The sequence below is a fragment of the Niallia endozanthoxylica genome, assembly GCF_008710145.1.
Lineage (GTDB): Bacteria > Bacillota > Bacilli > Bacillales > Cytobacillaceae > Bacillus_BD > Bacillus_BD endozanthoxylica.
The window spans coordinates 1-13,812 of record NZ_VYKL01000015.1 but is presented as its reverse complement, the minus strand read 5'-3'; the positions used below and the strand labels follow the sequence as shown (position 1 = coordinate 13,812).

Here is a 13,812-nt window from a genome sequence, read left to right as displayed (position 1 = left end):
CTCAAAAGGAGGGGATAGAATGAAACATTTAAAAGCATTGGCCATCAAATTTATTTCTAGTCTAGTTCTTTTGTATGTTATCCTCGGATTATTTTACGGGATGGAATTTAGAAATGTCTTTTTAATCTCTTTCGTTTTGGGGATTGTCGCTTATTTAATCGGGGATTTGCTGATTTTACCGAGAACAAATAATATAGTCGCTACACTGGCAGATTTTGGACTTGCCTTATTTTTTATCTGGTTTATGAGTGAGAGCTTTACTCGAGGGGATAATTTATTTACTGTTTCCTTGCTCGCTGCATTAGGCGTTACGTTATTTGAGTATTTCTTTCATAAATATGTTTCTAATAATGTTACGAGAGAAGATAATCAGGAAAGACTTAATTCATCTACTAACTTACGGTTTCAGACAGAGGCTTCAGAAGATCTGTCCCCGCAAAGGAATGATATGAAAACAGATAGGAATAAGGAAAACCAATCCGAATAAGAAAAAACACCTGAATTTCAGGTGTTTTTTCTTATTCGTTTTACTGTTCAAAACTGATAATAACATTTATATTTCAATGATGATAGGGAGAATCATTGGCTTTCTTTTTGTTTCAGCGTACAGATATTGACCGACTGATTTTTTTATATTTTGTTTGACAACCTTCCATTGATGATGTCTATTTTCCTTTTGCAACTCTTCAATCGTATGTTTTGTCAATTGATTGACTTCCTTAATAAGATCCCCTGAATCCTTTATGAAGACAAAACCGCGGGAAATGGTATCCGGTCCGGCAATTAAATGTCCTTCATTTTTACTGATTGTAATCACAATGACAATCATTCCATCCTCAGAAAGCTGCTTGCGGTCTCTAAGAATAATATCTCCTACATCGCCAACACCCCAGCCATCAACATATGTATCCCCTGATGGTATTTTTCTCGTTTGTCGGGCAGCTCCGTGCTGTATGTCAACGACATCACCGTTATTCAAAATAAAGGTTTTATTCTTTTCCACTCCTACAGATTCTGCTAATAATTGGTGATGGTGGAGCATTCTGTATTCACCGTGAATCGGAATAAAATAAGTTGGCTTCATGAGTGTAAGCATTAATTTTAAATCTTCCTGGTAGCCATGTCCGGACACATGCATCCCTGTTTTATTGGAGCCGCCGTAAATAACCTTTGCACCAAGCTGAAATAGATTGTCCACGATTCGTGAGACACCTTTTTCATTCCCTGGAATGGGAGATGCAGCTAAGATGACTGTGTCATTTGGCAGAATCAAAATATCACGATAAGATCCACTCGATAGACGTGAAAGAGCTGCTAAAGGTTCTCCTTGGCTGCCTGTACAGAGTATGACTACTTTTTCCGGAGGAAGCTCGTTCACTTGATAGGGCTCAATTAACATACCGTCTGGAATATCAATATAGCCGCGCTCTATTGCGACTGAAACGACATTCACCATACTGCGGCCTAAAAGGGCAAGCTTGCGATTTGTTTTTATCGAAGCTTCGACAATTTGCTGAACCCGATTAATATTAGATGCGAAAGTAGAAATAATGATTTTTTGTTCTGCCTTTAAAAATGCGTCTTCGATATGGCTGCCGACGAGCATTTCAGAAGGGGTTAAACCCGGCCGTTCTGCATTTGTGCTCTCAGAAATAAGCGCAAGGACACCCTGATTTCCGATTTCGGCCATTTTATGGATATCTGAATATTGGTTATTCACAGGTGTTAAATCAAATTTGAAATCACCTGTATGAACAACATTGCCTTCCGGTGTATGAAAAACAACGCCTAAGCAATCTGGGATACTATGGCTGATTCGAAAAAAACTGGTGCTGATTTGTCCAAATTCAAGCCGTGATTCAGAATCAATGGGAATAAGTGTTGAATCGCGGAGAAGCTTTTGCTCATCTAATTTTAATTCAACTAAACCGAGAGTAAAACGGGTGCCATAGATAGGGACGTTTAGCTTCTTTAAAAAGTAAGGAATCCCTCCAATATGGTCCTCATGTCCGTGAGTCAAAATTAAACCGCGAATTTTTTCTTTATTTTCCTCTAAGTAAGTGATATCTGGGATGATTAAATCAATGCCCAATAAACTTTCGTCAGGAAATTTACCGCCGCAGTCGATAACCACTATATCATTTCCATATTGAACAACATACATATTTTTCCCAATTTCGTTTATGCCGCCTAGGGCAAAAATGGATAAAGTATTTTCGTTCATCGTTGCATCGCCTCTCTTTAGCATAAGTATTTTCAGTATTCCCATTTTTAGTGTAAAAAAATGTATGAAGAGAGAATTAGCTAATAAGTTTATTTTCTGAAGGGGAAATTACATTTAGCAGGACTAGTTAGTTAATGCAAAAAGCGATGGGGAGGTGTTTTTTATGGCAGACGAAATCGCACAAGCAATGACAAAAGAAGTAAAAGCTCAAATTGAACATGAGGTTAATGGAATGACATTTACGAAAAACTTTCGATCTGCAACAGCGGAAGAGTGGTATGTTTTTTTACCAAGTTATCACGATCCGCGAACAGGCGGTGCTGCCGGAAAAGTTATTGTACATTACCATCTTTATGGCAATCGAGATGTCTTTATCAATACTACTGTTATACTAGATGATCCAGCATTATTCCATCCTGAGCATTCACAGCTTGTATACGCGATTGCAGATGAGCTTGTTAATCGTATTGTCGGTTACGCAGATACACTTCTGTCCGTCCATGCCGGTGAGAACTCTTATGATGCGGAGTATATGCAATAAGAAAGAATATTACTTTCTACCTTTTTTATCTAATTTAAGATAACCTGTCCTTCTTACACACTTTCATGCATATATTAGAGCAAGCAAAGTGTTAGGGGGAAAAGTATGTTTCAATTTTTGGAAAAAGCAATTATTGGGATGGCCATCTTACGATTGATTTCAGGTAGTATAGAAATTTTTGTTGCTTTTTTGTTTATTAAATTTAATAATATTGAAAAAGCGCTTATGATAAACAGTTCACTCGCACTAATTGGTCCCATTATTTTGATTGTTACTACAACCATTGGCTTAGTGGGAATGGCGGATAAAATTTCATATGTAAAACTGCTTTGGATTTTTGGGGGAGTAGCCTGTATTCTTTATGGGGTTAGAAGCGGTTAAAGAAGGAGATTGTACATAATTATTATGATTTAAATAAAAAAAGCGCTAAAAAGCGCTTTTTGACTAGCGATCGGGGTCCTTTGGCTTTAAAATGCGCGGACGCCGATTTTTCAATGGCATAGGAGATCGAAGTAAGACATCTCGGAATGCACGGAGATTAAATGGAATAAATGGCCATAGATACGGAACGCCGAAGGAATTCATGCGAGCAAGCATAATAATAAATACAACGATACCGATTACATAGCCATATGTATGGAATAAGGCAGTTACAAGTAACAACCCGATGCGAACGAGCCGGTTCGCTAAACTAAGCTCATAGCTTGGTGTTGCGAAGGTTCCAATTGCAGCAATCGAAAAATACAAGATTACTTCGTTTGTGAACAGGCCGACTTCTACTGCTACTTGTCCAATCATTAAGGCAGCAACAAGTCCAAGTGCAGTGGCCAAGGAAGTAGGGGTATGAATGGCGGCCATTCGCAACATATCCAGCCCGACTTCAATTAATAAAAATTGCAGGAGTAAAGGAATTTGACCAGGCTCGTTAGGCCCAATAAAATCAATCTGATTTGGTACAAGACCAGGCTCTACATTTAGTAAATACCATAGAGGCATTAAGAAAATGGAGCCGAAAATGGCCAAATAGCGGACAAGACGCAAATAGGCACCGGCTATTGGATTGTTTCGATATTCTTCGGCATGCTGTACATGATGCCAATAGGTAACCGGCGTAATCATGGCAGATGGAGAGCCATCCGTGAAAATAATCACATGCCCTTCAAATAAATGAGCGGCAGCTGTATCAGGACGTTCAGTATAACGGACAACTGGAAAGGGGTTCCAATAACTGCCTGAAATATGCTCTTCAATGGTTTTGTCAGCCATTGGCAGTCCATCGGTATCAATCTTACCAATTGTACCTTTAAGATTTTTAATCATTTTTGGATCGGCAATGTCTTCAATATAGCAGATGACAACATCTGTTTTAGAACGACGGCCAACCTGCATAAATTCCATTCTTAAGGTCCGGTCCCGAACTCTTCTTCTTGTTAAGGCTGTATTAAATACTATTGTCTCAACAAAGCCATCCCTAGAGCCTCTGACAACCCTCTCTGTATCAGGTTCTTCTGGTCCCCTGACGGGATATGTCCGTGCGTCAATTAATATGACCTCATCGATACCATCTACTACAAAAGCAGTCGGACCTGAAAGGACCGTATCAACCACCTTGTTTAAATCATCGGTGGTATCAATTTCAACATAAGGGATATATGTTTTTAGAAGTTTTTTTAATACATCTTTTTCGATTTCTTCTTTTTTGACTTTTGCCAAAAACTTCATTAGCAAATGAAGAAGATCATCTTTGATTAGACCATCAACGAGAAAAAGAGCCATTTTTACTTCTGCATATTCGACATCCAAATGGATAATATCAAAACTTTTTCCAACCCCAAGCTCTTGCCTTAAATAATCTACGTTGTCTTTAATATTGGTTGTAGCAAGTTTTTTCTTCATATCTTTATCTTCCATAATTCACCTCAAAAACAACCTCTTCTAATTTTACCTATTTCTAGTCGGCTAATTTCATGATAGACATTAGAAAGAAAAAACATACTCCTTTCTTTTAGTAAAAGAAAGTTCTTGTATTCACAAAGATTTATATAACTAAATAAGCTTTAATCCGCTGAATAAAATCACGATAGCTAAAATAGCTCGTAATGGTTTAGCTGGCAATTTGGATGACAGTGTACTGCCAATAAGAACACCTGGGATGGATCCTAATAAAAGGTTAAATGTTAATAAATAATCAACATTGCCAATTCCTGCGTGTAAAATACCTGCTGCAGTTACTAATAAAAAGGCATGAGCGATATCCGTACCGACCAGCTCTGCAGGTGTAAGCTTATAAAGAAAAAGCATCATGATGGCAAATAAAGATCCTGATCCAATGGAAGTTAAACCAACAATAAAGCCTAGTACAGCACCAATGGTAATCGTTAAGGCTCGTTTCTCAAGTAAGGGTTTCATTTGGATAGAATTTGTTTGGTATTTATCTTTCATAAAGGTTTTTATCAGTGTGGTAAGAGCAACTAAAATTAATACATAACCTAAAGCGTGTTTAATGATTTCCTCTTGGTTATGGAAAAATGTATCAAAAAGGTGAAGAAGTCCAACTGCTAAAGCAGCACTAGGGATACTGCCAATCGCAAGATATTTCACTAAAGTGGTATTGATTGTTTTTTGACGCCAATGCTGAACGGAGCCAAAAAACTTAGTGATTGAATTATAGGCAAGGTCTGTTCCTACCGCAACAGTCGGATTGATTCCAATTAATATTAATACAGGTGTTAAAAGGGCAGCTCCTCCAACACCGGTGAGACCAACCAGGAACCCTACAAGGAGACCCATTAAAATGATAGCTAAACTCATGAGGCGCACACTCCAAACAAAAATATATACTCACTTTATGTAATGGAGATTTGCCTTGTTACACCTTGTATAAAATTTATGAATAAAAAGCCCAGCCTACCGCAGACTGGACTTTCAAGCTGTATGAAAAAATTTACATGAAGTTGACTATTTTTCCTTTTCTTTTTCCTCATTTAATTTAATTTGTTTACAGCCTACGTATAGACAGGACAGGATGTCCAGGTCAGGCTTTGCTTTTGACAACCCTTTGATATAGGGGGTAACTAAATCCTTGAAATCTGCACCAACCGTTTCTTCCTCTAAAATGCCATATACGTACAGTTTTTTTTCATCAAACAAGAAAGCAACGTTACCAACTGCTTTTTCGGTTGAATCCAGCACATTTAGTACTTGAAACTCAGGGGTGATTACCTCAGGTGAAAAGTAAATTTGCACTTTTTTCCAGCTCCTTACGTAAACTGCAATTTTTCAAACAGTGTATCTTTTTCTTTTTCCTTTTCTTTAGAAGATTCTTTTTTCCCAACATGGATAAATGCCATACATAGTAAGCCCACAAGAAAGGTTAGTCCGGCTGTTGATAAAAACATACCTGTTCGTGACCATTCCATTAATGCCCCGTATATAGGTGGACCGATAGCTACACCTAGAAAGCGAACCGATCCATATAAAGAAGTGACAAAGCCTCTTTTGTCCATTGAGACAGAACCAGTAATAAAACTATTGATACAGGGTAAGGCGAGTCCAGTTCCGATACTGCTGATGACTAATGTGGCAAAAAAAGGAACAAGCTTAGTGAAGAACACAAGCACTCCAAAAGAAATGGTCATAAGGAGTAAGCCTATCACAATTAATTTCTTCATCAGCTTCATATTCTTCCCTATTTTGCTTCCAGTAAAATAAGAAGTAGTGGTCATAAATAATAAAGGAATAGCTAATATACATCCTTTTAAAACACCATCAATTTTATAGTCCTTTTCAAGGATATCGGAAATGTAAAATAAAATCCCAAATAAAGTGAATAAACAGGTAGCGCCTGCTAAATAGGCAACAAACAACCAACGCCCTTCTGTTTTAAAAACAGATACAAGACCTTTGACATAATTTCCTAACGTAGGTGGCTCTTTTTTCTTTTTCTTTTCTTTTATAAAGAAGATAGTTAACAAGATAGAAATAAGGCAAAAGATTGGAAAAGCGAAAAATGCCGCATACCAAAACAAAAGGGCTAATAAGGAACCAATAATTGGACTGACAACTTTGCCAAATCCATTGGATGCTTCAACCAGACCTAATACTTTGCTTTGTTCTCCACCTTTAAATAAATCACCTGTTAAAGCCATTGCCATGGAAGTGGTACCAGCAGCACCGATTCCCTGCATAATTCTTCCTGCAAGAATCCAGGTATACGCATTGGAAAACCAAGCTGCCGCGGCTCCTGCTAAAATGCCCCCGCTACCGTATAAAATCAGAGCTGGGATGACTACTGCTTTTCGAGAAAATCGGTCTGAAAAATAACCTAGAATCGGAATCATGATTGCTGCTGAAATGGAAAATGCTGTAATGATCATACTTGTCTGAAATTGAGATAAATCTAGTTCCGATTTCATTTTAGGAAGAATGGGAATTAACATAGAATTTCCTAAAACGAGAATGAGTGGAATGGATCCAATAGCAGCAATAGTCATTCCTTTATGTTTTTGCTTCGGCAATGAAAGTACACCCCCAACAATAAGAATAAGCCTTTCTATTATTCGATAGGAGGCTCGTGATTATTCAACTTCATTCGCCTATTTATAATTGGATAAAGCCCATAATCTACACATTCACCCAATCATTGAATAATCTAGTTCTAGGTATAAAGAGAAGAGTGAACATGTTTGTAATGGCTGTTACAAATTATCGGTTCAGGGGAGGAAAAGGCAGTGAATGAAAATCGTCCTCATGGTGGGAAATTGGTGAATCGAATCAATGAAAAGGCAAGAATGGATGCTTCTCATACAAGTGTTGAATTGAGCTTAATGGAGCTAAGTGATTTGGAATTGATTGCAAATGGAGCCTATAGTCCCCTTGAAGGTTTTATGGAACAAAAAGAATATGAGTCTGTTGTGCAAAATATGAGACTTACTAATGGACTTCCATGGTCCATTCCAATTACTTTAGCAGTTGATAAAAACAAAGCGGCGGGGTTAAAGTGCGGGGATACGATTAATCTTACTCATAAAGGAAATGTCTATGGTGTAATGAATGTGAAGGAAATATACTTTCCTGATAAAAAAATAGAGGCACAAAAGGTCTATAAAACAACAGATTTAAACCATCCTGGTGTCAAAAAATTATTCGAACGCCCTGTAACATATGTCGCCGGTCCGATTACCCTTATTAACAGACCTGAAAAAGAAACATTTAAGGAGCATTATTTAGATCCGCGCCAAACAAGAGAGAAATTTAACGAACTGGGCTGGAAAACAATCGTTGGATTTCAGACACGAAACCCGATTCACCGGGCCCATGAGTATATTCAAAAAACAGCATTAGAAATAGTGGATGGGTTATTTTTAAATCCACTAGTAGGTGAAACAAAATCAGATGATATTCCCGGAGAAATCCGAATGAAAAGTTATCAAGTCCTGCTTGATAATTATTATCCGAAAGACCGAGTCTATTTATCCGTTTTTTCAGCTGCTATGCGATATGCGGGCCCTAGAGAAGCGATATTTCATGCAATTGTACGGAAAAATTTTGGCTGTACTCACTTTATCGTTGGACGGGATCATGCAGGTGTAGGAAATTACTATGGTACGTATGATGCTCAAAAAATCTTTAGCCAATTTACCGAGGATGAACTTGGAATTAAACCGCTATTTTTTGAGAATAGTTTTTATTGTAAAAAATGTGGAAATATGGCTTCGGAAAAAACATGCCCGCATACACAGAAGGATCGGATGATATTATCAGGGACAGCTGTTAGAGCGATGCTGAAAAACGGACAATATCCCCCAAACGAATTCAGTCGAAAAGAAGTTGTGGAGATTTTAATAGAAGGTATGAAGGAAGTATATACAAATTCATAAAGGATGTATGTTATGAACATGAATAATATTACCTGGCATCATATGTCTGTTACCAAGCAAAATCGTCATCAATTAAACGGTCATAAAAGTTGTGTATTATGGTTTACTGGACTTTCAGGGTCTGGAAAATCATCCTTGGCTAATGCTGTTGATTATGCATTGTTTCAAAAAAAATGCAGAAGTTATGTTCTTGATGGAGATAACATCCGCCATGGATTAAATAATGATTTAAGTTTTGGTGATGGTGACCGGAAAGAAAACATCCGCAGAATTGGGGAAGTGTCGAAGCTATTTGTAGACAGTGGAATCATTGTATCCACCGCTTTTATTTCTCCCTTTAGAAATGACCGGCAACTAGTGCGGAATATGTTCGACTCTAGTGAATTTATAGAAATTTTTGTCGATTGTCCGATTCGGGTTTGTGAGAAACGTGACCCAAAGGGATTATATAAAAAGGCGAGAAGCGGTGTAATCCCAAATTTTACAGGAATAACCTCTCCTTATGAAAAGCCTGAAAATCCAGAAATTATTATAGAGACGAACCAATTAACCATTGAACAATCGGTACAACAAGTATTAAATTATTTAAAAGAAAAGCAGATCTTATGATAGGATCTGCTATTTTTTGCGCCAATGAGGCGAAAGTACTTTTACTTTTTGAATTTGAAGGTTATAAATCATGTCAATCATGTTCGTTGAAATAAATTGGCATATAATGGCGTAAATAACAATTTTATAATCAATCACAAGAGAGGTTAAGACGAAAATGCAAAAATTTATGACCATCATGACTTTCCCAGGAGTCCATTTTTTATAAGATGCAATCATGACAGCGGGAATGGCCATACCCCCGCTTGAAGCGCCTACCCTTATTAAAATGCCAACTCCAATCCCAAAGAAAATACTGCCAGCAACAATATCAAACAGTATATGTATATGTGGAAGGGGGAGCTTGGCCGAAAGAATGGTTACGGTAGTCGATGTTGTTGCAACTGCAAGAATGGTTCTTACAGTCCATGTAAAGCCAAAATAATTTAATGCAAAAAATAAAAAGAATATATTTGCCAGCCATAAGGCAAAACCAAGGGATATGCCAAACCAATGATTTAATAGGATGGCAATACCTGCTCCTCCTCCTGAAGGGATGGAATGTGGAAATAAAAATAAGGACATGGACAAGCCTTGGATAATGGCACCGAATAGTAAGTACGCATAAATAAACAGGAATCTTCTCATATTTTATCTTATTCAGGAAAGGGAAAAATAAGGACAAGTACTTGTCTGTATGATAAAACTTTTAAGTAACTTGCCTCCATGGGGATAATAAAAAACAAGAATGAAAGCAGCACTCCTGGAGAGTATAGGGAGAAAGGAGTGTGGAAGTTATGAAAAAACAACAGGAAACCAATGAACCGACACTTGCTGAAGGAATAAATACTGAAGATATGTTACAAAAAGACGCAAATAAGCAGGATATCAGCCATGGAGAATCTACAAAGGTTTTTACGTTATCATTGGATGAGAACGATCCAAGCTAACCTGCACCGTTTTAAAGACGGTGTTTTTTTATAAATTTAATAAAGAAAGGAAGAAGATGAGTGGCAGAAATGACGCTTTTTGTAAAAGAAGCCATTAAGGAAGGTCCTATTCAGACACTTGAAACAGTTCTAATGGTAATGAACGGGATTGAACGAGCCTTAGTAGACGTACATGATGGTGAAGTGAAAATAGAGTTCAATGATGCTGAAGTGTCAGAGGGTAAAATCAAAAAAACGATTGAGGAATGCGGTTTTCATATTACTCACTAATATCAGTCAAGGCTAGTTGTGATTTAGACGGCTAGCTTTTTTCATTGAAAGCTTTGAACACCAGATGTTTTAGGTTCCGAATAATAAGTGAAGGACAATCGAATAATAAATATATGAAAAAAAGAAACTATACCATGTGTTAGAGTGTAAAAAGGAAACTGACGCCCACTTTGGTGAATTTACTGTAAAAAAACATAAAAGGGTTGATAATATGCCACTAAATCAACAGCAGATAGCTGAATTTCGTTCGACTTTATTAGAAATGAAACAGGATATTGATGAAAGACAAGAAAGTAATGATATGTTTGGTTTGAATAGAGGCCATTATCATGAATCAATGGGGGAATTATCAAGCTATGATAACCATCCTGCTGATGAAGGGACTGATTTGTATGAGCGGGAAAAAGATGTAGCGCTGCATCAGCACCAGGATTATGAACTTGAAAACATAGAGGCTGCACTTCAAGCGATTGAAAATGGAACATACGGAAAATGCTTAACATGCCAACAGGATATCCCAATAGAAAGACTTGAGGCATTACCTAGTACCCTCTATTGCAAGGAGCATAGTCTAGATCAAACTATTTCGACGAACCGGCCAATTGAAGAAGGCGTGTTCATGCCTCCATTTGGAAAGTTTGCGATGGATGGACAAGATGAAACAGTAGCGTTTGATGCAGAAGATTCTTGGCAGGAGGTTGCCCAGTGGGGAACTTCTGAGACCCCTTCAGATTTTGAGATTCCTTCAGAGAGCTATCATGATACGTTTATGGATTATGACGATAATGTGGGCTATGTCGAGGATTATGAAAATTTTGTTGGGACTGATATTGAAGGAAAAAATATTACCATTTATCCAACGGAAAAGCATCAAAAATATGAAGAAGCTTTAGATGAAGAAGGAATCATGACAACCTTTGGCGACCTCCCAGCCTTTGAACATGATCCATATGTTGAAGATAATCGGTCTAAAGAAGAATAATCCAAATGGACGAACCATTTAACAGGATAAGGAGAGTAGCGAATGGATCAATCACTTGAATATTTACGGGAAATTTTATCCGGTCATACGGAAAATGATCAGGTTGGAAAAAACTTATATGCTAAGATTTGCTCTCATCAATATGCCTCAGAGGGTAAGTTTGTCAGGGAACTGACTCAAGAGGAAAATGATTATCTCAATCAAATATTAACCGAAGCTATTGACTATTCTAAACAGGAAAAGGACTATGTAAGAGCTCGTCATTTAAATGAAGTGTATGAGTTATTATTAGTATAAATGAAAAGCATAATTATATTTTTACAGCCAAAAAGGAGATTGGAACCGTTTTTTCTTTTTGGCTGATTTTTTTTGTGTAAGGTCATGCTGGGGAAAATTATCAGGAGCGGAAGAAATATCATTTGAGCAGTGTGCAAATGAATGGCACGGAATGTCCATTGTATTTGTAGTTCCAACAGAGTATTTAATAATAGAATCAATCTTTTTTATTAGTGAAAATAAATAGGTCTTTAGACCTTGTGTTAAGATATTCTATGAATCTTATTTATTACTAAATCGAGACTATTGAGGTATTTTGTCGCTTATAATCGAAAATCAACTCAAATCCATGTATAATATGTAATGCTGATAAAGAAATGCATTGGGGAGGATTTGAAAATGGATTGGGCGATTGCCATTTTGTTTGCCGCAGCAATTGTTTTATTAATTATATCTTTTCGAAAATCGAAGGATACATCAAAAGCACTTGAACAACAGATAGAAGAAATGTCCTTTACGTTTATGGATGAAGTCAATAAATTGCAGCAACAAATTCGACATGTTGAGCTTGATGCAGAAATAACTGTACAGGAAGCGGGCATCGATGTGGGAACCTTTGCACATCGACAATTGTTAAGAGAAATTCTTGAATTAAATAGACGCGGATATTCATTCGATAGCATTGCAACGAAAAAGCAGATGAGTGTAGAAGAGGTTACCCAGTTACTTACTCCTTATATTAGAACGAAAGATGAAGGAGGGAAAGTATCTAATGACATCTAATTCATTACGAAGCTTTGCCAGCGGCCTTATTGTTGCAGCAAGTGTTTGTGCTGCTGTATATTATCTTGGTCCGAGTGAAGTTAAGGATAGTGAGAAACTTGATTCTACAGAAAAAACATCTGCATTATCAGTGGATGAGATGAAGAGCATGCTTAGTACTGAAGGCTATGTCATTCATACAGAGGAAGAATGGAAGCAACAGAATGCTGCGAAAGAACAGGTGGATACTCAGTCACAGGAAGCAGCAGCTGAAAAGGTAGTGTACCGGACCATGTTGTCTGTTTCATCAGGAATGACCAGCATTGATGTTGGGGATGCTTTAGCACAGGCAAAAATCATTCCTGATGGATGGGAGTTTGCTAAGGAAATAGAAAATCGAGGATTATCAAATGAATTACGTCCAGGATTATATGAAATAGAGAGCGGAAAAACGATAGATGAAATTATAGCAATTATTTTTCAGTAGCGAACTGTGGTGACAGTTCGCTTTTTTTTGTCCTTTTTCGAAAGTAGACTCCCGCCACATGTAATGTAATGGATTACCGCCCAGTGAGTAGTTCAAGAGCAAATATCCGCTCATATACTAGGCCAGTTTACTTCCTTTTTAAACAAGTCAGAATATGCTAACTAATAAAAATTTAATGAGAAAATGGAGGGGGAAAATAATGTGTGAATTTTGTACAAACCTTTATTTTATTAAAAATAACAAAGATGTTTGCTCAAAAAATTACGAATATTATTATCCACAAAATAAAAACATAGAAGTAAAAACTGTAATAGAGCCAATAGAGGATGTACAAGTAATTGATCATCAAGAACCAAAGATTGATGTACAAGTAATTGATGATCAAGAACCAAAGATTGATGTACAAGTAATTGATGATCAAGAACCAAAGATTGATGTACAAGTCATCGATGATATAGCAACAGAAGTCAAAGTACAACAACCGAGATTTGATATATATCTAAAATTTGATATCGATTTGAAAGTTGAAACAGAACCAAAAGTGAGTGTAGAGCCCAAAGTAAAAGTTCAAGTAAAGGTGGAGGCCGAGCCGGAAATGGAAGCCGATTCGGAAGTGGAAACTGAGCTGGAAATGGAAGTCGAGCCGAAAGAGGAAAGCGAGGCGGAAGAGGAAGCCAATCCGGAAATGGAAGCCAATCCGGAAATGGAAGCCGAGCCGGAAGAGGAAGTTGAGGCGGAAGTGAAAAGCGATCCGGAAATGGAAGTCGCACCGGAAGAGGAAGCCGAATCGGAAGAGGAAATCGAGCTGGAAGAGGAAGTTGAGGCGGAAGTGAAAAGCGATCCGGAAATGGAA

18 protein-coding genes are annotated in these 13,812 nt (G+C 37.4%); 12 read left to right on the top strand and 6 right to left on the bottom strand.

Annotation, left to right across the window (positions count from 1 at the left end):
- The first annotated feature begins 19 nt into the window (after positions 1 to 19).
- On the top strand, positions 20 to 487 hold the full coding sequence (locus F4V44_RS07205; protein WP_150439330.1) for a YndM family protein: 468 nt from the start codon (positions 20 to 22) through the stop codon (positions 485 to 487).
- A 66-nt stretch (positions 488 to 553) separates the two neighbouring features.
- On the opposite strand, the gene F4V44_RS07200 is transcribed toward F4V44_RS07205, so the two are convergent.
- Complete coding sequence (locus F4V44_RS07200) at positions 554 to 2,224, bottom strand: ribonuclease J (protein WP_150439329.1); 1,671 nt, start codon at positions 2,222 to 2,224, stop codon at positions 554 to 556.
- A gap of 163 nt (positions 2,225 to 2,387) precedes the next feature.
- On the opposite strand from F4V44_RS07200, the gene F4V44_RS07195 reads away from it, so the two are divergent.
- Both F4V44_RS07195 and F4V44_RS07190 read left to right on the top strand, forming a co-directional pair.
- On the top strand, positions 2,388 to 2,765 hold the full coding sequence (locus F4V44_RS07195; protein WP_150439328.1) for a hypothetical protein: 378 nt from the start codon (positions 2,388 to 2,390) through the stop codon (positions 2,763 to 2,765).
- 105 nt (positions 2,766 to 2,870) lie between these two features.
- Positions 2,871 to 3,146 (top strand): YqhV family protein, encoded by a 276-nt coding sequence (locus tag F4V44_RS07190; RefSeq protein WP_150439327.1) that lies wholly within the window; start codon positions 2,871 to 2,873, stop codon positions 3,144 to 3,146.
- A gap of 63 nt (positions 3,147 to 3,209) precedes the next feature.
- Here F4V44_RS07190 and F4V44_RS07185 read toward each other — a convergent pair whose 3' ends face one another.
- The 4 genes from F4V44_RS07185 to F4V44_RS07170 form a co-directional block, all read right to left on the bottom strand.
- On the bottom strand, positions 3,210 to 4,676 hold the full coding sequence (locus F4V44_RS07185; RefSeq protein WP_223881833.1) for a spore germination protein: 1,467 nt from the start codon (positions 4,674 to 4,676) through the stop codon (positions 3,210 to 3,212).
- Between the two features lie 135 nt (positions 4,677 to 4,811).
- Positions 4,812 to 5,576, bottom strand: coding sequence for a sulfite exporter TauE/SafE family protein (locus F4V44_RS07180; protein WP_150439326.1), 765 nt, complete (start codon positions 5,574 to 5,576; stop codon positions 4,812 to 4,814).
- 147 nt (positions 5,577 to 5,723) lie between these two features.
- The gene (locus tag F4V44_RS07175) at positions 5,724 to 6,011 is read right to left on the bottom strand and encodes a hypothetical protein (RefSeq protein WP_150439325.1); all 288 of its coding nucleotides are present in this window, start codon (positions 6,009 to 6,011) and stop codon (positions 5,724 to 5,726) included.
- Between the two features lie 14 nt (positions 6,012 to 6,025).
- Complete coding sequence (locus F4V44_RS07170; RefSeq protein WP_223881856.1) at positions 6,026 to 7,258, bottom strand: MFS transporter; 1,233 nt, start codon at positions 7,256 to 7,258, stop codon at positions 6,026 to 6,028.
- Between the two features lie 237 nt (positions 7,259 to 7,495).
- On the opposite strand from F4V44_RS07170, the gene sat reads away from it, so the two are divergent.
- Positions 7,496 to 8,644 carry a sulfate adenylyltransferase gene (gene sat, locus F4V44_RS07165; RefSeq protein ID WP_150439323.1) on the top strand — a complete coding sequence of 383 codons (1,149 nt, stop codon included), beginning with the start codon at positions 7,496 to 7,498 and terminating at the stop codon, positions 8,642 to 8,644.
- A 3-nt stretch (positions 8,645 to 8,647) separates the two neighbouring features.
- Complete coding sequence (gene cysC / locus F4V44_RS07160; protein WP_150439322.1) at positions 8,648 to 9,253, top strand: adenylyl-sulfate kinase; 606 nt, start codon at positions 8,648 to 8,650, stop codon at positions 9,251 to 9,253.
- 9 nt (positions 9,254 to 9,262) lie between these two features.
- On the opposite strand, the gene F4V44_RS07155 is transcribed toward cysC, so the two are convergent.
- The gene (locus tag F4V44_RS07155; RefSeq protein ID WP_150439321.1) at positions 9,263 to 9,880 is read right to left on the bottom strand and encodes a YitT family protein; all 618 of its coding nucleotides are present in this window, start codon (positions 9,878 to 9,880) and stop codon (positions 9,263 to 9,265) included.
- Between the two features lie 149 nt (positions 9,881 to 10,029).
- Between F4V44_RS07155 and F4V44_RS27280 the strand changes: the two genes are divergently transcribed.
- From F4V44_RS27280 to F4V44_RS07125, 7 genes are all read left to right on the top strand, one after another.
- Positions 10,030 to 10,182 (top strand): hypothetical protein, encoded by a 153-nt coding sequence (locus tag F4V44_RS27280; protein ID WP_191090604.1) that lies wholly within the window; start codon positions 10,030 to 10,032, stop codon positions 10,180 to 10,182.
- 69 nt (positions 10,183 to 10,251) lie between these two features.
- Positions 10,252 to 10,452, top strand: coding sequence for a heavy-metal-associated domain-containing protein (locus F4V44_RS07150; RefSeq protein WP_223881855.1), 201 nt, complete (start codon positions 10,252 to 10,254; stop codon positions 10,450 to 10,452).
- 211 nt (positions 10,453 to 10,663) lie between these two features.
- Positions 10,664 to 11,434, top strand: coding sequence for a TraR/DksA C4-type zinc finger protein (locus tag F4V44_RS07145; protein ID WP_150439319.1), 771 nt, complete (start codon positions 10,664 to 10,666; stop codon positions 11,432 to 11,434).
- A gap of 42 nt (positions 11,435 to 11,476) precedes the next feature.
- Positions 11,477 to 11,731, top strand: a complete 255-nt coding sequence (locus tag F4V44_RS07140; RefSeq protein WP_150439318.1) for a sigma-G-dependent sporulation-specific acid-soluble spore protein CsgA — start codon at positions 11,477 to 11,479, stop codon at positions 11,729 to 11,731.
- A gap of 378 nt (positions 11,732 to 12,109) precedes the next feature.
- A complete protein-coding gene (locus F4V44_RS07135) occupies positions 12,110 to 12,493 on the top strand; it encodes a hypothetical protein (RefSeq protein WP_150439317.1) in 384 nt (127 codons plus the stop codon).
- The gene (locus F4V44_RS07130) at positions 12,483 to 12,959 is read left to right on the top strand and encodes an MltG/YceG/YrrL family protein (RefSeq protein ID WP_150439316.1); all 477 of its coding nucleotides are present in this window, start codon (positions 12,483 to 12,485) and stop codon (positions 12,957 to 12,959) included. The genes F4V44_RS07135 and F4V44_RS07130 overlap by 11 nt, the downstream gene beginning before the upstream one ends.
- Positions 12,960 to 13,158: 199 nt before the next feature.
- Positions 13,159 to 13,812: hypothetical protein (locus F4V44_RS07125; RefSeq protein ID WP_223881831.1), on the top strand; the 654-nt coding region annotated here is incomplete at its 3' end.

What these genes read in the sequence shown, in the direction of transcription:
- F4V44_RS07205 (WP_150439330.1), top strand. Translation starts at nt 20, where the DNA reads ATGAAACATTTAAAAGCATTGGCCATCAAATTTATTTCTAGTCTAGTT.
- F4V44_RS07200 (WP_150439329.1), bottom strand. Translation starts at nt 2,224, where the DNA reads ATGAACGAAAATACTTTATCCATTTTTGCCCTAGGCGGCATAAACGAA.
- F4V44_RS07195 (WP_150439328.1), top strand. Translation starts at nt 2,388, where the DNA reads ATGGCAGACGAAATCGCACAAGCAATGACAAAAGAAGTAAAAGCTCAA.
- F4V44_RS07190 (WP_150439327.1), top strand. Translation starts at nt 2,871, where the DNA reads ATGTTTCAATTTTTGGAAAAAGCAATTATTGGGATGGCCATCTTACGA.
- F4V44_RS07185 (WP_223881833.1), bottom strand. Translation starts at nt 4,676, where the DNA reads ATGGAAGATAAAGATATGAAGAAAAAACTTGCTACAACCAATATTAAA.
- F4V44_RS07180 (WP_150439326.1), bottom strand. Translation starts at nt 5,576, where the DNA reads ATGAGTTTAGCTATCATTTTAATGGGTCTCCTTGTAGGGTTCCTGGTT.
- F4V44_RS07170 (WP_223881856.1), bottom strand. Translation starts at nt 7,258, where the DNA reads ATGACTATTGCTGCTATTGGATCCATTCCACTCATTCTCGTTTTAGGA.
- cysC (WP_150439322.1), top strand. Translation starts at nt 8,648, where the DNA reads ATGTATGTTATGAACATGAATAATATTACCTGGCATCATATGTCTGTT.
- F4V44_RS07155 (WP_150439321.1), bottom strand. Translation starts at nt 9,880, where the DNA reads ATGAGAAGATTCCTGTTTATTTATGCGTACTTACTATTCGGTGCCATT.
- F4V44_RS27280 (WP_191090604.1), top strand. Translation starts at nt 10,030, where the DNA reads ATGAAAAAACAACAGGAAACCAATGAACCGACACTTGCTGAAGGAATA.
- F4V44_RS07150 (WP_223881855.1), top strand. Translation starts at nt 10,252, where the DNA reads ATGACGCTTTTTGTAAAAGAAGCCATTAAGGAAGGTCCTATTCAGACA.
- F4V44_RS07145 (WP_150439319.1), top strand. Translation starts at nt 10,664, where the DNA reads ATGCCACTAAATCAACAGCAGATAGCTGAATTTCGTTCGACTTTATTA.
- F4V44_RS07140 (WP_150439318.1), top strand. Translation starts at nt 11,477, where the DNA reads ATGGATCAATCACTTGAATATTTACGGGAAATTTTATCCGGTCATACG.
- F4V44_RS07135 (WP_150439317.1), top strand. Translation starts at nt 12,110, where the DNA reads ATGGATTGGGCGATTGCCATTTTGTTTGCCGCAGCAATTGTTTTATTA.
- F4V44_RS07130 (WP_150439316.1), top strand. Translation starts at nt 12,483, where the DNA reads ATGACATCTAATTCATTACGAAGCTTTGCCAGCGGCCTTATTGTTGCA.